At 69.0% G+C, this 18,825-nt stretch carries 20 protein-coding genes; 13 read left to right on the top strand and 7 right to left on the bottom strand.

Annotation, left to right across the window (positions count from 1 at the left end; translation table 11 throughout):
- A complete protein-coding gene (locus tag ACZ6IM_RS31990; protein WP_469561323.1) occupies positions 1 to 897 on the top strand; it encodes an NAD-dependent epimerase/dehydratase family protein in 897 nt (298 codons plus the stop codon).
- 301 nt (positions 898 to 1,198) lie between these two features.
- On the opposite strand, the gene ACZ6IM_RS31985 is transcribed toward ACZ6IM_RS31990, so the two are convergent.
- Complete coding sequence (locus ACZ6IM_RS31985; RefSeq protein WP_469561320.1) at positions 1,199 to 2,125, bottom strand: NADP-dependent oxidoreductase; 927 nt, start codon at positions 2,123 to 2,125, stop codon at positions 1,199 to 1,201.
- Positions 2,126 to 2,210: 85 nt separating this feature from the next.
- On the opposite strand from ACZ6IM_RS31985, the gene ACZ6IM_RS31980 reads away from it, so the two are divergent.
- Positions 2,211 to 2,660: a winged helix-turn-helix transcriptional regulator gene (locus ACZ6IM_RS31980; protein WP_469561317.1), complete on the top strand. Its 450-nt coding sequence runs from the start codon at positions 2,211 to 2,213 to the stop codon at positions 2,658 to 2,660.
- A gap of 45 nt (positions 2,661 to 2,705) precedes the next feature.
- Here ACZ6IM_RS31980 and ACZ6IM_RS31975 read toward each other — a convergent pair whose 3' ends face one another.
- Positions 2,706 to 3,620: a hypothetical protein gene (locus tag ACZ6IM_RS31975; protein ID WP_469561314.1), complete on the bottom strand. Its 915-nt coding sequence runs from the start codon at positions 3,618 to 3,620 to the stop codon at positions 2,706 to 2,708.
- A 572-nt stretch (positions 3,621 to 4,192) separates the two neighbouring features.
- Between ACZ6IM_RS31975 and ACZ6IM_RS31970 the strand changes: the two genes are divergently transcribed.
- The 8 genes from ACZ6IM_RS31970 to ACZ6IM_RS31935 all read left to right on the top strand — a co-directional run bounded on the left by ACZ6IM_RS31970 (position 4,193) and on the right by ACZ6IM_RS31935 (position 10,875).
- Positions 4,193 to 4,636 (top strand): MarR family winged helix-turn-helix transcriptional regulator, encoded by a 444-nt coding sequence (locus tag ACZ6IM_RS31970; RefSeq protein ID WP_469561311.1) that lies wholly within the window; start codon positions 4,193 to 4,195, stop codon positions 4,634 to 4,636.
- Positions 4,637 to 4,719: 83 nt separating this feature from the next.
- Positions 4,720 to 5,829 carry an FAD-dependent oxidoreductase gene (locus ACZ6IM_RS31965; RefSeq protein ID WP_469561309.1) on the top strand — a complete coding sequence of 370 codons (1,110 nt, stop codon included), beginning with the start codon at positions 4,720 to 4,722 and terminating at the stop codon, positions 5,827 to 5,829.
- Between the two features lie 463 nt (positions 5,830 to 6,292).
- The gene (locus ACZ6IM_RS31960) at positions 6,293 to 6,496 is read left to right on the top strand and encodes a cold-shock protein (protein WP_052840958.1); all 204 of its coding nucleotides are present in this window, start codon (positions 6,293 to 6,295) and stop codon (positions 6,494 to 6,496) included.
- A gap of 228 nt (positions 6,497 to 6,724) precedes the next feature.
- The gene (locus ACZ6IM_RS31955; RefSeq protein ID WP_469561305.1) at positions 6,725 to 8,206 is read left to right on the top strand and encodes a DEAD/DEAH box helicase; all 1,482 of its coding nucleotides are present in this window, start codon (positions 6,725 to 6,727) and stop codon (positions 8,204 to 8,206) included.
- A gap of 57 nt (positions 8,207 to 8,263) precedes the next feature.
- Complete coding sequence (locus ACZ6IM_RS31950) at positions 8,264 to 8,668, top strand: CBS domain-containing protein (protein WP_469561302.1); 405 nt, start codon at positions 8,264 to 8,266, stop codon at positions 8,666 to 8,668.
- A gap of 65 nt (positions 8,669 to 8,733) precedes the next feature.
- The gene (locus tag ACZ6IM_RS31945; protein ID WP_052840961.1) at positions 8,734 to 9,048 is read left to right on the top strand and encodes an SCO5918 family protein; all 315 of its coding nucleotides are present in this window, start codon (positions 8,734 to 8,736) and stop codon (positions 9,046 to 9,048) included.
- Positions 9,049 to 9,434: 386 nt separating this feature from the next.
- Positions 9,435 to 10,028, top strand: coding sequence for a TetR/AcrR family transcriptional regulator (locus ACZ6IM_RS31940; RefSeq protein ID WP_469561298.1), 594 nt, complete (start codon positions 9,435 to 9,437; stop codon positions 10,026 to 10,028).
- A gap of 10 nt (positions 10,029 to 10,038) precedes the next feature.
- Entirely contained in the window at positions 10,039 to 10,875 is an 837-nt protein-coding gene (locus tag ACZ6IM_RS31935) for an NADPH-dependent F420 reductase (RefSeq protein WP_469561436.1), read from the top strand.
- A gap of 119 nt (positions 10,876 to 10,994) precedes the next feature.
- Here the strand turns inward: ACZ6IM_RS31935 and ACZ6IM_RS31930 are convergent, their stop codons facing one another.
- On the bottom strand, positions 10,995 to 11,375 hold the full coding sequence (locus tag ACZ6IM_RS31930) for a winged helix-turn-helix transcriptional regulator (protein WP_469561433.1): 381 nt from the start codon (positions 11,373 to 11,375) through the stop codon (positions 10,995 to 10,997).
- 149 nt (positions 11,376 to 11,524) lie between these two features.
- On the opposite strand from ACZ6IM_RS31930, the gene ACZ6IM_RS31925 reads away from it, so the two are divergent.
- The gene (locus ACZ6IM_RS31925) at positions 11,525 to 12,460 is read left to right on the top strand and encodes a quinone oxidoreductase family protein (RefSeq protein ID WP_469561296.1); all 936 of its coding nucleotides are present in this window, start codon (positions 11,525 to 11,527) and stop codon (positions 12,458 to 12,460) included.
- A gap of 183 nt (positions 12,461 to 12,643) precedes the next feature.
- Here the strand turns inward: ACZ6IM_RS31925 and ACZ6IM_RS31920 are convergent, their stop codons facing one another.
- Both ACZ6IM_RS31920 and ACZ6IM_RS31915 read right to left on the bottom strand, forming a co-directional pair.
- On the bottom strand, positions 12,644 to 13,162 hold the full coding sequence (locus ACZ6IM_RS31920; protein WP_469561293.1) for a hypothetical protein: 519 nt from the start codon (positions 13,160 to 13,162) through the stop codon (positions 12,644 to 12,646).
- 303 nt (positions 13,163 to 13,465) lie between these two features.
- The gene (locus ACZ6IM_RS31915) at positions 13,466 to 14,401 is read right to left on the bottom strand and encodes an oxidoreductase (RefSeq protein ID WP_469561290.1); all 936 of its coding nucleotides are present in this window, start codon (positions 14,399 to 14,401) and stop codon (positions 13,466 to 13,468) included.
- A 337-nt stretch (positions 14,402 to 14,738) separates the two neighbouring features.
- On the opposite strand from ACZ6IM_RS31915, the gene ACZ6IM_RS31910 reads away from it, so the two are divergent.
- Positions 14,739 to 15,413, top strand: a complete 675-nt coding sequence (locus ACZ6IM_RS31910) for a TetR/AcrR family transcriptional regulator (RefSeq protein ID WP_469561288.1) — start codon at positions 14,739 to 14,741, stop codon at positions 15,411 to 15,413.
- Positions 15,414 to 15,602: 189 nt separating this feature from the next.
- Here the strand turns inward: ACZ6IM_RS31910 and ACZ6IM_RS31905 are convergent, their stop codons facing one another.
- Entirely contained in the window at positions 15,603 to 16,517 is a 915-nt protein-coding gene (locus ACZ6IM_RS31905) for an NmrA/HSCARG family protein (RefSeq protein WP_052840969.1), read from the bottom strand.
- A gap of 101 nt (positions 16,518 to 16,618) precedes the next feature.
- On the opposite strand from ACZ6IM_RS31905, the gene ACZ6IM_RS31900 reads away from it, so the two are divergent.
- Positions 16,619 to 17,227, top strand: coding sequence for a TetR/AcrR family transcriptional regulator (locus ACZ6IM_RS31900; RefSeq protein ID WP_052840970.1), 609 nt, complete (start codon positions 16,619 to 16,621; stop codon positions 17,225 to 17,227).
- A 302-nt stretch (positions 17,228 to 17,529) separates the two neighbouring features.
- Here ACZ6IM_RS31900 and ACZ6IM_RS31895 read toward each other — a convergent pair whose 3' ends face one another.
- The gene (locus ACZ6IM_RS31895; RefSeq protein ID WP_469561283.1) at positions 17,530 to 18,603 is read right to left on the bottom strand and encodes a PP2C family protein-serine/threonine phosphatase; all 1,074 of its coding nucleotides are present in this window, start codon (positions 18,601 to 18,603) and stop codon (positions 17,530 to 17,532) included.
- Positions 18,604 to 18,825: the final 222 nt, after the last annotated feature.

Here is an 18,825-nt window from a genome sequence, read left to right as displayed (position 1 = left end):
ATGGGTGGATCAGTCGTCATCGGGGCGGGTGCCACCGGGGCAGCGACCGCCAGGCAACTGGCCGACAGCGGCAAGCGGGTCCGCCTCGTCACCCGCAGCGGCAGTGGTCCTGACCACTCCGCCATCGAACGGGTCGCCCTGGACGCGGGCGACACTGACCAGCTGGCCGAGGCCCTGGCCGGAGCGACAACGGTCTTCAACGCCGCCATGACCGCCTACCACACCTGGCCGGAGACCATGCCGCCGTTGTTCACCTCGATTCTCGCCGCGACCGAACGGGCCGGGGCCGACTACGTGATGCTCGGCAACCACTACGGCTATCGGCAGACCACCGAGCCGGTCACCGAGCGCACCCCGATGGCCCCCAACACCCGAAAGGGCCGGGTCAGGGCCCAACTGTGGCAGCAGGCCAAGGACGCCCACGACGAAGGGCGGCTGCGGGCCACCGAAGTGCGAGCCGGCCAGTACCTGGGCCCTGGCGCGGTCTCACAGTTCACGCTGCTGGTCGCGCCCCGAGTCCGCGACGGCGAACTCGCCCTCGTCCACGGCAACCCAGATGCGGCCCATTCGTTTTCCTACACCGAGGACGTCGCAACGGCGCTGGTGGCGGTCAGCAGCGACGAGCGGGCCTGGGGACGGGCCTGGCACGCCCCGGTCATCACCACGACCGTGCGCCACGCCGCGACCGACCTGGCCGAACTCCACGGAGCACCCGAACCGCGGTTGGAGCAGCTCACCGAACGGGACATGGCACTGCTGTCCTTCACCGATCCACTGTGGCGGGAGTTCAGCGAGATGAGCTACATGGTCGAGCGCCCGTTCATCGTGGACGACAGCGATGTCCGCGACACCTTCGGACTCGAGCCTTCAACGCTCCGGGAAGCGCTGGCGGCCTGACGGGGTGGTGGGCGGGCCGGGCTCCGCGGCCCGCCCACGCCGCAACCAACCCGCGGTCCACCCAGCTGACCTCACTGGTCGCCACCGCAATCGCCAGGAGCGACAGCGCACAGTGAGGCACCATCGGGAGAGTGCCCTTTCCCTTGCAGCCAGCAGGACCCTCAGCAAGTCCTCTCGTTGCGGTTCAAGGGCACTTTCCGTGCGCTTCTGATCAACTCCTGGACAGCGCACCTCGTGAAAGCGCGAGGCCAACCCGGCGAGGCCAAGTGACGGCCGCCGGTGCCGATTCCCCGCGAAGGGGTCAGATGGTGAGAACGAGCTTGCCCTGAAGGTGACCATCGTCGAGCAACCGGTGCGCGTCGGTGACGCGCTCGAACGGGAACGTCTCCTGCACGTGGACCCGGAGTTCGCCCTGTTCGACGAGGGCGACGAGACCGCGCAGGGCGACCGGATCGGGGTCGACCGCGATGCCGCTGAAGCGCATGCCGGCCGCCTCGAACCGGGCGGCGAGCTCCGCATCCTCGTCGGCGACCGCCGTCACCAGGTGACCGCCCGGCCGGAGCACTTCGAGCGACCGCGCGGCAGTGTCGCCGCCGAGCGTGTCGAGTGCGACGTCGATGTCGTGGACCACCTCGGTGAAGTCGACCGCGGTGTAGTCGATCACCTCGTCGGCGCCGAGCCCTTCGACGAACTTCCGTTTGCTCCCGCTGGCGGTCGCGATGACGTGTGCGCCGAGCGCTTTCGCCATCTGGATCGCGATGTGACCGACCCCGCCGCCACCGCCGTGGACCAGGACGCGATCGCCGTCGGTCACGCCGCCGAGGTCGACGAGGCCCTGCCAGGCCGTGAGCCCGACGACCGGCAGCGCGGATGCCTCGACGTGCGAGAGCGAGGCAGGCTTGCGTGCCAGGTGCAAGGCCGGCGCCGACACGACCTCGGCGTACGCGCTCGCCGCCCGCGGGAACAGCGGCATCCCGAACACCTCGTCGCCGGGCCGGAACCGCCCCGTCTGCGCCTGTTCGACGACGCCGCTGATATCCCAGCCGAGGATGAACGGCGGCTGGCCGATCAGTGGGAACTCGCCGGCCCGCAGGCGCGCCTCCAGCGGGTTCAGCCCGATCGCCTTGACCCGGACGAGGACTTCGGTCGGCAGCGGCCGGGGTTCGGGAGCGTCCACGATGGTGAGTACCTCGGGACCGCCGAGCCTGTGCTGGGTGATGACTCGCATGACTCTCCTGACTAAAAAAAAGGGGGGTGTGGGGGAAAAGCCACGCTAGCTATCCGAAAGGAACCAGCAGGTACCCTTTGGCGCCATGAGCGATCTTGGTCCCGGCAACCTCTTTCTCGCCGACTGTCCCGCGCGTCTGGCGGTCGAGCTGATCGCCGACAAGTGGACGGTGGTCGTACTCGCCGGCCTCAGCAGGGGGCCGGTGCGCCACGGCGAACTGATCGAACTGATCGGGGGCATCTCCCGCAAGATGCTCACCCAGACGCTCCGACAGCTCGAGGCGCACGGACTAGTCCGCCGTCACGCCTATGCCGAGGCGCCGCCCCGTGTCGAATACGAGCTCACTCCGCTCGGGGCGACCCTGATCGATCCGATCCACATGCTGGCCGAATGGGCGAGAGAGAACGGCGACGCGGTGCTCGCTGCACACCAAGCCGATCCCGAGGCGGTTACCCACGGAACACCGACGACCTCGGCCAGCCGCTCCGCAGGCCAAGCGCTTGATTCTGAAATGATCAGTAATAACGATCAGTGATTACGACGCACAGGGCTGTGCCCGACGGGGCCGTCGCCGGCACGCCTACGGAGAAGGGGGCGTGGCGGGATGAACCTCGGGCCGTGTCAGCTGGGCCAACAAGTGTCTGTACGCGGTGGGGTTCCCTGCGAAGTCGCTCGCGGCCGCGAGGGCGGCCCGGTCGGTGTCCTGGCCCCGAAGCAGGTCAACGGAGGTCTGTGCGAGACGCTCGCGCAGACCGTTCCGCTCAGCGTCGTCCAGTAGCAGGCGCAGGTCGGCAACCGCTCGGGCAGCAGCCAACCGGGCTGCTGGGCCGGCCTGCAGCATGCTCCGCAGCCCGGCGGCGGGGGCCGCGTCGTCCAGCAGGCCGTGAAGCCGGCCTGTGAGTTCCCGGGCGAGGGCCGTCGCCTCCCGCGCCTGCGGGCCCGCCTCCCGCAGCACCCAGAGCGCCGTGACCAGTTGGGAGCCGCGAGTGTTGTCGGCACCGTTGGGAAGCGCGTCTTGGCGTCCCGCTTCCTCTACCGCCGCGACAGCCCGTTCGTAGTCCTCAACCGTCGACATGGCGGCCTCGGACAGCTCGGTCGCACGTCGGACAAGCCGCGCCTGCACCCCAAGGACCCGGGGCAGGGCGCGGAGATTCCCACCGATCAGCCCGACGGCGATGAGCGATGTTCCGAGCAGCAGGAAGACGTCCGGACGTTCGAGATCCTGCCCGGCGGAGAGGTCCTCCAGATTCCCCCGGTCCGGGCCCTCGGTGAACATGAACCCGCTCTCCCAGCCGTAGCCACCACTACCGGAGGACTGCGAGGCCTTGAGGAGGTCGGACCTGCCGGGATCGCACTGGTAGGACGCTTCCCTCTCCCGCTTCTGATACGGGTCGCTCCAACGGACTGTGCATGATCCGTCGGGCTCCTCGTCGAGTACCGTCAGGTCGATCTGGCGCGCTTCAGGCAAGTCCGGCGCGGCTGCGTACAGCCCCACCGCACAAGCGAAGAGTACGAAACCCAGCGTCAGTACCCATCGGAAAAAGGGCACATGCCTCATCCCGTCTCCCCTCCCCTACAGGCTCACCAGCATCCCGCAAGCCCGTCCAGGGATTGAGAGGCGCGTCCGGCAGCGCTCGGGCGTGCAGCGCTGCCGAAACCCGGCAGGTGTTGCACTTCAGCCCTTCCTGCCGCCCCCTTCCACGCTGTGCGGGATCTGCATACCGGCCTCCAGTGGGAGTCCCTGCCCCAGGAGCTCGGCTTCGGCCGGCTCGGGCATGGCCTGCTTGCGGTGCCTTGCGGCCCGGAACGAGGCCGGCGCACGGGGCCGGCTTCACCAGCTGCTGCGGAACGAGCTGCGGCCTCGCCCAGCAGTAGGCGCGTTCCGCGTCACTGTCGCGGCGGTCGCCGCGGCCGCAGCTGCGGCAAATCCGTGCGTCCGTTTGATCGCCGGAGCGACCGCGGACAGGTTCTGCGTGTGGAGGTCCGGCGCGGCAGCGTGTGTGCCCATGCAGTGAGGCAAAGCCCCAAGGCTTGATAGTTAACCTGGCAACAGTTAGCGTGTTAAGTATGAGCGGTGGATCGAACCGAGAGAGCACGTTGGAGCTGATGCGGTGGGTTGTGTGGGGGCAGCGCCGCACCGCTGAAGACTGGATCCGGGAACGCGGCCTCACGCACGAGCAGAGTGCCGTGCTGGCGTACCTGTCGAAGAACCCGGACGCCATTCAGCGTGACGTCGCGCGGGCCATGCGCACCAGTGCGCCGAGCATCTCGCGGCTCCTGGCCGGACTCGAGCGGCGCGGACTGGTGGAGCGCCAGACGCAGGCGAGTGACACACGCAGCCGTCGGGTGCATGTCACTCCAGCGGGCTCCGAGCTGATCCAGGGATTCGAAGAGGCCATGGACCGTGTCGAGGAGTCGATCCTCGCGCCGCTGGGCGCCGCAGGGCGGCGTCAGCTCCATGAACTGCTGGAACAGCTCGCGTCCCGGATCGAGCCACCCAGCTCTCCCTGACCCGGCTCTACCGCTCCGCACGGCGGCCGGGAACCTCGCGGGCAGGACCTCAGGCTCCTCCAGCAGCAGTAAGGAACACAGGTATGACCCAGATCACGATCATCGGTGCCGGTCTAGCGGGACTGACACTGGCACGAACCCTGGCGGTTCATGGAATCCCGTCCACGGTCTACGAAGCGGAGGCGTCTGCTCAGGCCCGGGGCCAAGGCGGCATGCTCGACATCCACGACTACAACGGACAGCACGGGATTCGTGCCGCCGGCCTGATGAACGGCTTCCGGTCCCTCGTCCTCGAAGGCCGCCAGGCGTCCCGCGACGTGGCACCTGACGGCACCGTCCTGGCGGACCGGCCCGATGACCCCGCCGGAGGCCGCCCCGAGGTGCAGCGGGGCGAGCTCCGGCAGTTGCTGCTGGAGTCCCTGCCCCCAGGCACGGTCGTCTGGGGCCACAGGACTCGGAGCGTACGGACCCTCGCTGACGGTCGTCACGAAGTGACCTTCGCCAACGGATCGAAGAGCCGCACCGACATCCTCGTGGGTGCCGACGGCGCATGGTCGAAGGTCCGGCCGCTGCTCTCCGATGCCACGCCCGCCTATGCCGGACGGTCGATGATCGAGACCTACCTGTACGAGAGCGGCACCCGGCACCCCGCCACCCTGGCACTGGTCGGTGGCGGGTCGATGACCGCCTACGACGAAACCACCCGCATCGGTCTCGGCGTACAGCGCGAGCGCGCGGACACCTTGCACTCCTACGCCATGTTCGACCAGCCGCTCGACTGGTTCGACGGCATCGACTTCAATGACGGCCCTGCGGCCGCCCGTACGGTCGCGGCGATGTTCGAGGGGTGGGCGCCGGAGCTCGTCGCCCTGGTCGCGGACAGCGACATCCCGCCGATCTTCCGACCCCTGTACGGGCTGCCGATCGGACACCGCTGGGAACACGTACCCGGGGTCACGCTCGTCGGAGACGCCGCCCACCTGGCACCGCCGGACGGCGAGGGAGCGAACTGGGCCCTCTTCGACGCAGGCCAGCTCGGCAACGCCATCGCCCAACAGCCCAAGAACGTCGACGCGGCCATCCGCGCCTACGAAGCCGCGCTCTTCCCACGGAACATCGACACGGCGACCGCCGCCGCAGCCTACTACCCCGAATTCAAACTGAACCGACCCACGGCAACTGGACAAGCCTGAGAATTCACCGCAGGCATGGGACGTAGCGAAGATGACCAGGCCGGTGCCGTATGGCTCACCGCGCTGCTGTCGGCCTCGCCGCCGAGATCGAGGGCACGTTCGGTTGATGGACACCCTGAGCCGCAACGGCTGCGACAGCCGCCGACTGCACCGTTCCTGTGCACCGAGTCGGCCGACAGGGGCCCATTTTATCTGTACCCGCGAACTAAGGATTTCAGGAAACAGGCACAGAGTTTCCTTGCAGGAGTGAGTGGAGCGGATTCGTTCAGCCCGCCCGGACCTTCTCAACGTGCTACTGTCGTAGTCAGTTGCTGTTGTGGTTCCCGAATTCCAGTACTTCCTGCCGGACTCTGTACGGCTGGACAGTATTTTTGGCACCGGTTTTTCCGGACGGGGTGATCATCGCGGCGACGCCGCGTCCGTGCAGTACGGGCGCCGACGCACTGCCCCGGAGGAGAAAAAAATGGCCAGTGGCACCGTGAAGTGGTTCAACGCGGATAAGGGTTTCGGCTTCATCGAGCAGGACGGTGGCGGCGCCGATGTGTTCGCCCACTACTCGAACATCGCCGCCCAGGGCTTCCGCGAGCTGCTCGAAGGCCAGAAGGTGAACTTCGACATCGCCCAGGGCCAGAAGGGCCCGACGGCCGAGAACATCTCCCTCGCCTGACTTGCCGACGCGCCCGTCGGCGCGCACTTCGTAGCTGGGGCCCGCATCCTTCGGGGTGCGGGCCCCAGCTGCATGCTTTCCGCAGCTGTTTCAGCTGCGACACCACCGCGAGGAATCCGCAGATTCAAAAAAACGGGTTTCCGTTTCACTCGGCCTATTCTTGCAATTCTCCATGCGTTCGCTGCTGCGAGAGTTCCTTGATGTGTGCCGCATTGAGGAAGGTTCCGCATGAACTCCACACGCACGAACGACCGGTTCCCCCGCACTCGCGGCGGCAGTGCCACTCCCGCGAAGAACGGCAGCCGGTACGGATCTTCAGCCCGCTCGGGCGGGGCGTTCCGCTCCAACGGCAGCAGCGGCCGCGGCCGTCGTCCAGCCGCGGCGCAGGGCGAGTTCGCCCTCCCGGAGACGATCGTCCCGGCGCTGCCCGCCGCGGAGAGTTTCGCCGATCTCGACATGCCCGCGCAGTTGCTGGCCGCACTCGCCTCGCAGGGCGTGACCGTTCCGTTCCCGATCCAGGGCGCGACGCTGCCGAACTCCCTCGCCGGCCGCGACGTGCTGGGCCGGGGCCGCACCGGTTCCGGCAAGACCCTGGCCTTCGGGCTGGCCCTGCTGGCCCGTACGGCCGGGGAGCGTGCTGAGGCCCGGCAGCCGCTGGGGCTGATTCTCGTACCGACGCGCGAGCTGGCGCAGCAGGTCACCGACGCGCTCACGCCGTACGCCCGGTCGGTGCGGCTGCGCCTGGCCACGGTCGTGGGCGGGATGCCGATCGGCCGGCAGGCGAGTGCCCTGCGCGGCGGCATCGAGGTCGTCGTCGCCACACCCGGACGTCTCAAGGATCTCATCGAGCGCGGCGACTGCCGACTGGACCAGGTCCGCGTCACCGTCCTCGACGAAGCGGACCAGATGGCCGACATGGGCTTCATGCCGCAGGTCACCGAGCTGCTCGACCAAGTGCGCCCCGGCGGTCAGCGCATGCTGTTCTCCGCCACGCTCGACCGCAACGTCGACCTGCTGGTGCGCCGCTACCTGAGCGACCCCGTCGTGCACTCCGTCGATCCGTCGGCCGGCGCGGTCACGACGATGGAGCACCATGTGCTGCACGTCCACGGCGCCGACAAGCACGCGGCCACCACCGAGATCGCCGCACGCGAGGGGCGGGTGCTGATGTTCCTGGACACCAAGCACGCCGTCGACCGTCTCACCGAGCATCTCCTCAGCAGCGGCGTCCGCGCCGCCGCCCTTCACGGGGGCAAGTCGCAGCCGCAGCGCACCCGTACGCTGATGCAGTTCAAGAACGGGCATGTGAGCGTGCTCGTCGCGACCAACGTCGCGGCGCGGGGCATTCACGTCGACAGCCTCGACCTCGTCGTCAACGTCGATCCCCCGACCGACCACAAGGACTACCTCCACCGCGGCGGCCGCACGGCCCGGGCCGGCGAGTCCGGCAGCGTCGTCACTCTGGTCACGCCGGCCCAGCGCCGTGCCATGACCCGCCTCATGGCGACGGCCGGCATCGTCCCGCAGACCACCCAGGTCCGCGCCGGGGCGGAGGCCCTGCACCGCATCACCGGCGCCCAGGCCCCCTCCGGGATCCCGGTCGTCATCACCGCACCGGTGACCGAACGCCCCAAGCGTGGCGCCACCTCGCGCGGCCGGCGCCGCCCGGCCTCGGCGGCCCGGCGGTCCGTCACCGGCGCGGCGGCTTAGGACCGTCCTGATCAGAAGGCTGACCATCAGTTGACCGAACTCCGCAGGAGGCACTTCTTGACGCTGGTCCAGACACAAGACCGCCCGACGGGCATCAACGCCGCGCACAGGACGGCCGCCGACGCCATGGACGCGGCCGGACCCCAGGTCTGGGACGACATGACGGTCGAGGTGGCGCTGTCCGTCATGGTCGCCGCCCGTACGGGTCACCTCGTCGTCTGCGACGTGGACGGCCAGTACACCGACCTGGTCACCCGGGCCCGGCTCAACGCCGTGCGGGACGGTCTCGGGTACTCGGACCAGGTCCGCCTGCGTGACATCACCGAGAGCGACGCTCCTTTCACCTCCCCGCTGACCCCAGTGGCCGAGGCCGAGCACGCCATGCGTCACCGGCGGCTCGGCTCGCTGCCGGTGGTCGACGAGCACGGCAACGCCCTGGGCATTCTCGCTCTGTCCCGCTGAACCGCCTCACCACGGTCGGCCCCTCTCCCCTCCCCCTCTCCCGTCTCTTCTCCCTGTGAGGCATCATGCGCTGTGTCATCGCCCGCTTCCCGTTCGAGCTCACCAAGGGCGGCGTGCTCGAAACGATGAAGGGCGTCAAGCCCGAGCAGGTCACTGGCGACTCGGTGATCATCGGACGCCGCCACTACCCCGCCAAGCAGGTCGGCCAGGTCATCACCCGCCAGGACCGCCGTGACTTCAGCGGCGGCGAGGTCCTCCGTGCCATGGCCCGGCTCGGCTTCACCTGCCGCACCCTCCCCGAGGCTGCGACCGTGACCGCGAGGATCGTCGACCCGCTCCAGCGGGCTTCCGCGATGCTCGGCGCACCCTTGTCCGTCTGACCCCGCGGGACAGTCACGAGCCAACCGTGGTTCGGAGCCCCACGGGCGTACGCGGGCTTCAACGGGCCGGGTAACCGGCGGGTCGAGTGGGAGAGACCAACACCTGGTCGCTGGGTGCGGAGGATGGGGGCGGGTGGCCGTTGTCCGTTGCCGAGGTAGTCGTTGCCTTCGAGCAGACTGCCGACGTCCGGGAACGCATTCGCGAGCTCGGATCAGGCGATCCTTGCGCTGCGCTCTGCGGCCGGACAGGTCGGCCCGTGCGCCGTCCGGGCTCCGTGGCCGGGCCGCCGGCTTGACCGGATGCTGCCTCCGTTTTACTCTTCAACGAGTACGGAGGCAGCATCCGCTTTGATGCGTCCGTGTACGCACCAGAGGCAGGAGGACGCATGGCCACCACCGGACACCAGGGGCGTAAGCCTCGCGCGGACGTCCAGCGCAACCGCGCGACCCTCCTTGAAACCGCGCAGCGGCACTTCCTGCGGCACGGGGTCGGCACCTCCCTGGAGGCGGTGGCCAAGGAGGCGGGCGTCGGTCCCGGCACCCTGTACCGGCACTTCCCCACCAGGGAAGCACTGCTCGCGGCCGTCCTGCAGACCCGCTCCGAGGAACTCGCGGCCCGCCAGGCGGACATCGAGCAACTCGGAGACCCGGCCGAGGCGTTGGAGCAGTGGCTTCGGGCGATGGAGGAGTACTTCAGTGCCTACAGCGGCCTGCCGGAACCCCTCATGGCTGCGGCCCGGGCGCAGGAGCCGGACAGCCCGCTCACGATTCCCTGCGACATCCTCATCACCGCCACCGACCAGTACGTGCGAGCGGCACAGCACGCGGGGCACGTGCGGGCGTCGGTGCAGGGGTACGACCTGTTTCTCGCCGCCTGTTCCCTTGCCTGGATCAAGGGCAACGGCACCGACGAGGAGTCGCTCGGCCGACTCCGCGCGCTGATCGCGAGCGGCTACCGCGAGCGGGACGCCCAGGTCTGACCGCCGCACGATCGGGTCCGGCCGGGAACATTCGGCGATTCGCCACGCAAAGTCATCAGATGGCGCCACCTTCGCGGGTGGCGCAGCACAATCCAGCGAAGGACACATCATGAAAATAACTGTCATAGGCGCCGGTGCCATCGGCGGGAACCTCGCTGCCAAGCTCAGCACAGCGGGTCACGACGTTCAGGTGGCAAATGCCCGCGGCCCCGAGGCCGTCCCGGCAGAGGCACTGGAAACGGGTGCCCGCGCGGTGGCCCTGGAGGAGTCGGTCCACGACAGGGACGTGATCGTCTTGTCGATCCCGTTCGGGGTGGCGGGCCAGCTGGCGGACCTTTTCGCGTCGGTGCCCGACGAGACGGTGGTCGTCGACACCTCCAACTACTACCCGGGCACGCTCATCGAGCCGATCGAGGCGGTGGACAACGGCCAGGTGGAGAGCGTGTACACCGCGGAGCTGCTCGGCCGCCCCGTCGTCAAGGCGTGGAACGCCGCGCTGGCCGAGACCCAGCGCACGCGAGGCGTCCCGGCAGGAACCCCCGGCCGCATCGCCATCCCCGTCGCCGGCGACTTCGAGGTGGCGCGTCGTGTGGCCATGCAGCTGGTGGACGACACCGGCTTCGACCCGTACGACGCCGGCCCACTGGCCGACTCCTGGCGCCAGCAGCCCAACAGCCCCGCCTACTGCACGGAACTGACCCTTGACGAGCTGCCGGCGGCCCTGGCCGCGGCCGACCGCGTCAAGGACACGCGCGTCCGCGACAGCCTGCCGGAGCGCTTCGCCGCCCTCGGTGCCAATCCCACGGTGGAGGACGTCGTCGAGATGAACCGCGCCGCCCACCGCTGAGTCACCCAACGCAGTTCTCGCGCACGCAATGGTGCGGGGGCGGCAGCGCCGGCACGCCACGGACACACAAGATGAAACCCGGCGCCACCCCGAGCTGTGCGGGTCGCCGGTGGGCTTCTTCAGCCCTTGCCGGAGTTTTGGTTCTCGTACGCTTCGCGGGCGGCCAGCAGGGTGGGCATGTGGTCTTCCGCCCAGCGCCGTCCGGCTGCGATGAGTTCGAGCAAGGTACGGCCGAGCGTGGTCAGTTCGTACTCCACTCGCGCGGGGACCTCGGCATAGACGGTACGGGTGATCAGCCCGTCGCGTTCCAGCGCCCGCAGGGTCTGGGTGAGCACCTTCGGGGTGGCGGTACGCAGAGGGACCCGCAGCTCGGAGAAACGTCGTGGCCCCTGCTCCAGGCACAGGATGACCATGGCGGACCATTTGTCGCCGACCCGGATCGGCATTGCTCTGCTCGGACAGGCCGGATGGAACATGTCAGGATCGAGCGGTTGCACCAGTACCCCCGCGGTAGCCAGATACCCTTGAAGTAACGATTATGTCCTGCACTACCTTCGCGTCGGCAGCGCAACCGATCGCTGCCTCTCCGGACCATTGATGCGAGGGAAGCATGCGTGCTGTCCGATTCCATGACTACGGATCACCCGCCGTGCTACGGGTCGACGAAGTACCCGATCCCCGGCCGGGGCCCGGGCAACTGCTGGTCCGGGTCACCGCCGCGGGCATCGGGTTCGCCGACGTCCAGATTCGGGCCGGCCTGATGCGGCAGACTGCCCTCCCCGATCTGCCGATGCCGTTCTCGCCAGGCTTTGAGGTGGCGGGCACTGTGGCGGATGTCGGGCCCGGCGTCGATCCCGCAACGGTCGGCAGGCGGGTGGTGAGCACGACTTCTGGTGGCGGTTACGCCGAAATGGCGGTGGTGTCCGCCGCCGCAGCGCTGCCCTGCCCTGACGCCCTTGATGACCACGAGGCTCTGGCACTGCTGGGTCAGGGTTCGACGGCGGTCGGGGTGGCCAGGGCCGCCGCACTGCGAGCAGGCGACACCGTACTGGTCGAGGCTGCCGCGGGAGGTGTCGGCAGCCTTCTCGTGCAGTTGGCCAGGCGCGCGGGCGCCACCGTGATCGGCGTTGCCCGGGGTGAGAAGAAACTGGCCGTGGCCAAGCGGCTCGGCGCGCACACAGTGATCGACTACACCGCGCCGGACTGGCACGAACACGTACGCGATGCGGCAGGCGGCAGCGTGGATGTGGTCTTGGAGACCACGGGCGGTTCGGTGTCGGAGGCCGCGTTCGATCTGCTGACCATCGGTACAGGCCGCATGGTCATCTACGGCATGACCAGCGGGCAGCCGCCGCGCTTCGACCCGCTCACGGTGTATCACCGAGGCGTCTCCGTGACCGGATTCGCCTCCATGGTCCTGGCGGCGGACCAACAGACCCGCCTGCGCGACGAGGCATTCGCCCTGGCCTCCACCGGTGCGCTCAAGCCGGTCATCGGTGCCGTGCTGCCGCTGTCGGAGGCCGCCGCGGCGCACCAGGCATTTGAGGAACGCGCCACCATCGGCAAAACCCTCCTCACGCCCTGAACACCCCAGTGTTGGTGCGCTCCGACGGACACCCGCCGGGGCGCACCAACGACGGTTTCCGACGCTGACAACAAGCCTGCCCATGTGATGACTATCGTGTCTCGGCTCACCCGCGAGGTCAGAAGTAGCACTTCCGTCACACGCCCTACTCGAGGTGCTGCAGAAGTTCTGGAAGCACCAGGGTCAAGCCACGGAGACGGCGAGCAGGGCGAGCGCGGAGCCGCCGAAGACGATGGTGTTGCGCATGTGGGTCTGCACACGTACCCAGGTCGGGAAGGTGTCCGCCGCGGCCTGAAGGAACGGGGCGACCGCGACTCTGGCGAGCTCCGGGTCGCCGCTGCGGCGGAAGGCTGCCTCGACGGACTTCACCGCGCTGAGGTTGCTGTAGACGATTCCCGCGTTCATCAGCAGGACCAGCGAGGAGAAGATCCAGGTCAGCAGCTGGGCCACATCGACGTCGGCGAAGTTCGCCCACGCAGCGGCGATCATGGTCAAGGCCACGATGACGGGCACCGCGGTCTCATGACCGCCGGCATCGAAACGCAGTCCGTTCTCCTCCAGGATCTCCGGCCTGATCTCTTGGCGGCGCAGCTCGGCCACCGCAGCGGCCTTCGCGGCCGGACCGAAGCGGTGGCGGACCACAGGGATGCTGACGAAGGCGGCGGCGACCAGTAACTGCATGACTGCGGCAAGGGTGTTCACGGTGTACTCCTTCGACTTGCACTTAGTTCAAGTGGGGCGATACAGGAGACAGTAGCCCATGACTTGAACTAAGTGCAATGCCGCGTCCGGGGGTATTGCGTCTGCGGTAGAGGCCTCCGGTCGAAGGTGTGTGGCCTGTCGCCCGGACGTCCGCCGGCGGTCCTCCACCCGGAGGAGCCGGCCGTCCCGGACCGAGGGATGTGGAGAGCGAACAACTCACGATCCTCGTCGGTGAGTTCTCGACGGCGTACCACGCCACCGTGCCGCACCATCTGGCGGTCTGACGACCTGTGGAGAGGAACCCTAGACGGCGGACCCGGCTTCGATGTCGAAGGGGACACCTGTGAGCTGTTCGCTCACCGCCCACAGCCGCCTGCCCTCAGCGGGGTCGTCGGCGCCTGTGGGGAGCTTGGCGGGCCGGGGGGAGCCGGAGGTCTGGTCGCGTCCGGCAGGGCCGATGAACCGGCCCGACTGGATGTGCGGGCTGGTCGCCGCGTACAAGGAGGGCCAGGCGGCGCCCTCGGCCGAGCCCATGAGCAGGCGTGCGGCGATCGGGGTGATCATGCGGCTCAGGGCGCCGGTACCCTGCTGCTGCAGGCCGGTCATCGCCGACCCCGGGTGGACGACGAGCGCCTCGACGGGGCTGCTTTCAGTGCGGCGCGCGAGTTCGAGGGTGTAGACGATGTTGGCGCGCTTGGACTTGGCGTAGGCGCCCATGGCGCGGTAGCTCTTCTCGCTCATCAGGTCGTCGAGCCTGCCCATCGGCCACCGCGCCGCGATGGCGCTGACGGTGACCACGCGCGGTGCGGACGAGCGGCGCACGGCGGGCCAGACCTGGGCGTCGAAGGCGAAGTGGCCGAGGTGATTGATGCCGACCGTCATCTCGAGGCCGTCGTGGGTGGTCCGCCGCTCGGGCAGGTTCATCACACCGGCGTTGTTGAAGAGCAGGTCGACCGTCTCGGTCTCGGCGATCCGGGTGGCCGCGTCACGGACGGAGGAGAGGTCGGACAGATCGAGCACGAGGGTGTCCGTCCGGGCCTCGGGGGTCGCGGCGCGCACGGCCTCCGCTGCCTGGTCCAGCTTGGTCCGACTGCGGCCGGCCAGGATGACGCGGGCCCCGTGCCGGGCGAGCGCGCGGGCGGTTTCCAGTCCGATCCCGCTGTTCCCACCGGTGATCAGCGCCGTGCGGCCGGTCTGATCGGGGATGTCGTCGGGAGTCCAGTGGTTCACCGTTGTCACGCTCCTAGGATTCGTTGAATCTGTGCTCGGTATGCGGCACTCGGCAGGGTCGTGATGCCGAGTTGGAAGTGCATGCCGAGGATGTCCTCGGCGAAGGCGGCTTCGGCGACGATCTGGATGCCGTCCAGGCGCCGCGCGCGAGCACGTCGAACGCTCGAAGCTGGTCGACAACGTCGAGACAGCCCGCATTGACGGCTTCGTCGATGAAGGACCTCAGTCGTGGTGCGCAGCCCAAGACCTGTCCCCTCTTTCAGACCGGTGGTCTGTTTGGCTGCACCCTCAACGTAGAAGACCGCCGGTCTGATGTCAAAAGACCAGCAGTCTGTAATCTGGGAGCATGACGAACTTCCAGCGCGCACGTAGCGAGGAGCAGCGTGAGGTACGACGCCAGGCCATCCTCGACACCACCGCCGCCATGCTCGAGGAGATGCCCATCGGCGCGATCAGCCTGAACGAGCTGAGCCGCCGCGTGGGGCTGGCGAAGTCCAATGTGCTGCGTTATTTCGAATCGCGTGAGGCGATCCTGCTGGAGCTGCTCGACCGTGCCTGGCGGCAGTGGGTGGCCGACTTGCCTGCCCTGGTACACGCCGGCGTCGACCGGGACGCTCCGGTGAGCCTGCGTGCAGAGCAGTTCGCCGGCGTCATCGCGAGCTCCCTCGCCCCACGCCGGGTCCTGTGTGACCTGCTGAGCGCTCAGGCGGGCGTACTGGAACACAACGTCTCCCCGCAGGTGGCCGTCCGCTACAAGCGCGCGGCCGTGGCCAACGTCGCCGACATCGCGGCGTTGGCCCATCAGTACCTTCCTGAACTGGGCGACAGCGCACCGCAGTTGACCGCAGCCATGATCATGGCCGTCGGCGCCGTGTGGACACACGCACGGCCCTCCCCGGCGATGCTCGCCGCCTACGAGGCCGACCCCTCACTCACCGCGTTCAAGCTGGACTTCGTGACTACCCTGCAGGAGATGCTGGCCACGCTCACCGCGGGCACTGTCGCCCGCGCCAACGCCTGAGCCCGTCCACGCAACAGCCGTGGGCCGGGCCGCGGTGGCCAGCGAGCGGTGGCGCGCACTCGCTGGCCCTGCCCTTCAACTCGCTGATGCCCGAACACCTGGCCTTCCCCGGCGGCTTCGTCGCGCAGTTGCACGATTCAGCCGTCCGTCGTCACCCTCTCCGCCGAGCGTCACAGCGCCGGATACGCTCTAGCCGGATACGGGTGTCGGCTGCTCATCCGCCCACTCGGCGAAGGTGGTGACCGGGATGCCCAGCTCCCGGGCGAACTCGGGCCGGGCGGGCTGGAGGACCGCGTTGTTCCATGCGTGTCCGGCTCCCCACGTCGGCATGCCCGCGTCGAGGGCCTCTTCCAGGCTCATGGAGGGCGCGGTCATGGGCACGCCCCAGGCGGCGGACAAGGTCTGCGCGATCTGCTCCATCGTGCGCAGGTCACCGGCCAGTTCCAGTTCCACCTGGTGGAACCGGTCAGGGTCTCGAAAGGCGTGCGCCGCAGCCGTGCCGATGTCCCGCACGGCCACCAGGGCCAGTTCGGTCTCCGGCTTCAGTACCGTCAGCAGTCCGCCTCGCGGCCCCTTGGGCGCCAGCAGGGGCAGGTTCTCCATGAAGAAGGCGGGCTTGATCACCGTCCAGCGGGCAAAGCCCGCCCCCCGCACCGCCGTCATGATCGCCTGCTTGGTCCGGAAGTAGTCCGCCATCGCTGCCCAGCGGCCCTCGGCCCAGCCGGCGGCCCGGGTGTGCTCACCGACTCCACTGGTCGAGGACTGCACGAACTGCCGTACTCCCCCAGCTTTCGCCGCGTCCACCAGGTTGGTGGCCTGTGCGAGCTCGCCCGCGAAGTCCACGCTGGTCTCGGTCATGGGCGGCGTCTGCACCGAGAACACCGCGCGGACTCCGTCGACCGCTGCGCCGAGGGAGGTCCGGTCGGAGAGATCCGCCCGCACCAGCTCGGCGCCCAGCGCCTCGATCGCTCGGGCGGACTTCGACCGCGGATCGCGTACGAGTGCGCGTACGGGCACCTCGGCGGCCAGGAGTGCGCGGGCCGTGGCCCCGCCTTGCCGGCCGGTGGCTCCGGTGACCAGGACGGTCTTGCTGTTGACGGGCATGGTTGTTGCTCCTCGCGGACCGGGGAAAGAAAACGGCGGGGCCCGCCGTTTTTCATGCCGCTAAGATATGGCGGGGCCCGCCGTTTAGCAATGAGGAGATCATGACCGGTCAGCGCTCGGACGCCCGACGCAACTACCAGCGCATCCTCGCCGTCGCCGAAGCCGAGGTCGCCGCGCACGGCACCGAGGCATCCGTGGAGCAGATCGCCCGCACCGCAGGCGTCGGCTCGGCGACCGTGCGCCGTCACTTCCCCACCCGCCGTGCCCTGCTCGAAGCCGTCTTTCAGGAGCGCATCGAGGGCCTGTGCGAGCACGCCCACCGGCTCGGTGCGACCGAGGACGGCCGCACCGCCCTCCTGGAGTGGCTCCACGCCCTCGTCCTCTACTCCGTTTCGGCCCGCGGCTTCGCCAGCACCCTCAGCTACGAGCCTCCAGCCGAGGAATCCTCCCCGCACTCCTGTGGCGACAGGATCGCAGCGGCCGGAACCCCCCTGCTCCAGCGGGCCATTCGCGACGAGGCGGTCGCACCGCACGTCACCTTTCACGACCTGCTGACCCTCGCCGTCGGCATCGCCCTGGCCACCGAGCACCACAAGGACCCCGAGCCCCAGGCGGACCGCCTCTTCCGCCTCGCCGTGGAAGGGCTGAGCCCTGAGCACGGGCGTCGGCCGTGCTCCACCCCGGAGACGGCGAACAGCAGTAATGAGTGACCAGCCCGTACTGCCCGTGGCCTACAGCTTCATGATCGGCTCTGCCCCTGCGTGGTCGGTCGCCACAGCTGCCGGGGTCGGGTGCGGAAGCGTGAGAGCCAGCCACCGCCTTCTACGTGGCGAACTGATCCGCTGCCTTCTGGCGCAGGCGCTCCCGCTCGTGGCGCTTGCGTTCGTCGGCCTCGTCCCGCGCTGGTGCGCAGAGCCGTTTTCCGGCGACCCGGCCAGGGCGATTCGCAGGCGAGGCGGGTGGAAGGGCGACAGGCGGCCCGTCGGATGATCGTACCTGCGCAGCGCGGACGTCAGTTGTCGCCGGACGGGGCGGGTTGGAAGGCGATGGCGACAAGGTCGTCGCCCAGTGTGGATGCCCACCGGGCGACGTCCTCCTCGAGGAAGGTGACAAGACGGGTGGGGGAAACCGGCCCGGCACTGTCGGCGCAGTGGGCCTGGAGGCGTTCGCGCAGCGGGTAGAACGTGCCGGCGCTGTCGCGTGCCTCGGTGATCCCGTCGGAGTAGGCGATCAGGGTGTCTCCGGGGTCCAGGGTGAGTGTCACGGTGCGCGGGGGCGCGGTCAGCAGGTCACTCATGCCCAGCGGCAGGCTGTGCTCGCCCTCCACGACCGCCGCCTCGCCGTGCCGGATGGTGAACACAGGCTGATGCCCCCGGTCCAGGATCCGTACGGTACGCGCGTCGGCGGAGAACTCGAGCAGGACGGCCGTGACGAAGACCTCGTCCGCCGGCCCCGCGGCCTCCCCGGGCGTGTATGCCGGCCGGCCGTCACCCATCGGCTCCGGCGGAGGGTTGTCTCGGTCCAGTTGCAGGGCCACGTCGATCCGCTCGGCCACCTGGCTCAGCGACGGCTGGAGCAGCGCCGCCTCCTGGAACGAGGAGATCACCGTGGCCACCGTCTGCGTCGCACTGATGCCCTTGCCCTTGACGTCCCCGATGATCACCCGGATGCCGAACGGCGTCGGGCGGACACTGTAGAGGTCCCCGCCGATGAGCGCCTCGTCGTCCGCCGCCCGGTAGAAGCCGGCCAGGCGCAACGGGCCGATCCGGGCGGGCAGCGGACGCAGCAGGGCCAGCTGCACGGCCTCGGCGACCGCCTGTACGCGGCGGAAACGGCTCTCGGCCCGTCGGCGCACCACACACAGCGAAGCGGACAGCACGGTGACGGTGGCCAGGACGGTCAGGGCCACGACGGTCATCGGACCGATGTAGTCCTCGAGCCACTCGGTGACCGCCAGCAGCGCACATCCGGCGGCGCCGATGGCGACGACACCCAACGGCGGGTACGTGAAGAGGGCCAGCACCACCGAGGCCGCCAGCAGCGAGCCGAAGAAGTAGCGCGGCGGTGTCACCTGGTCGAGCACCATGGTCACCACGATGAGTGCGGGCGGAACCCAGGGGAGCCATCGGGGCGGCCAGGCGTGCTGCTCATCCCACTGTCTGTGTTCCGCCGCAGCCCGCCCCGCTCCCACGCTGTCACCCGCTTCTCACCAGCTTCCGGTCCATGCCTCGGTGAGCATCATGCATGAGTGAGCACGACCTGGACGGCATCAACCCACCGCACGACGGCTCTCCGCGACGGTCGAGGT

It is taken from the genome of Streptomyces sp. NPDC042336, assembly GCF_055581985.1.
This window is presented reverse-complemented; position numbering and strand designations above follow the sequence as displayed.

Coding starts and splice junctions, on each gene's coding strand:
- ACZ6IM_RS31900 (WP_052840970.1), top strand. CDS start 16,619: ATGACCGGTCAGCGCTCGGACGCCCGACGCAACTACCAGCGCATCCTC.
- ACZ6IM_RS31895 (WP_469561283.1), bottom strand. CDS start 18,603: ATGGTGCTCGACCAGGTGACACCGCCGCGCTACTTCTTCGGCTCGCTG.
- ACZ6IM_RS31990 (WP_469561323.1), top strand. CDS start 1: ATGGGTGGATCAGTCGTCATCGGGGCGGGTGCCACCGGGGCAGCGACC.
- ACZ6IM_RS31940 (WP_469561298.1), top strand. CDS start 9,435: ATGGCCACCACCGGACACCAGGGGCGTAAGCCTCGCGCGGACGTCCAG.
- ACZ6IM_RS31955 (WP_469561305.1), top strand. CDS start 6,725: ATGAACTCCACACGCACGAACGACCGGTTCCCCCGCACTCGCGGCGGC.
- ACZ6IM_RS31905 (WP_052840969.1), bottom strand. CDS start 16,517: ATGCCCGTCAACAGCAAGACCGTCCTGGTCACCGGAGCCACCGGCCGG.
- ACZ6IM_RS31910 (WP_469561288.1), top strand. CDS start 14,739: ATGACGAACTTCCAGCGCGCACGTAGCGAGGAGCAGCGTGAGGTACGA.
- ACZ6IM_RS31980 (WP_469561317.1), top strand. CDS start 2,211: ATGAGCGATCTTGGTCCCGGCAACCTCTTTCTCGCCGACTGTCCCGCG.
- ACZ6IM_RS31945 (WP_052840961.1), top strand. CDS start 8,734: ATGCGCTGTGTCATCGCCCGCTTCCCGTTCGAGCTCACCAAGGGCGGC.
- ACZ6IM_RS31985 (WP_469561320.1), bottom strand. CDS start 2,125: ATGCGAGTCATCACCCAGCACAGGCTCGGCGGTCCCGAGGTACTCACC.
- ACZ6IM_RS31960 (WP_052840958.1), top strand. CDS start 6,293: ATGGCCAGTGGCACCGTGAAGTGGTTCAACGCGGATAAGGGTTTCGGC.
- ACZ6IM_RS31965 (WP_469561309.1), top strand. CDS start 4,720: ATGACCCAGATCACGATCATCGGTGCCGGTCTAGCGGGACTGACACTG.
- ACZ6IM_RS31970 (WP_469561311.1), top strand. CDS start 4,193: ATGAGCGGTGGATCGAACCGAGAGAGCACGTTGGAGCTGATGCGGTGG.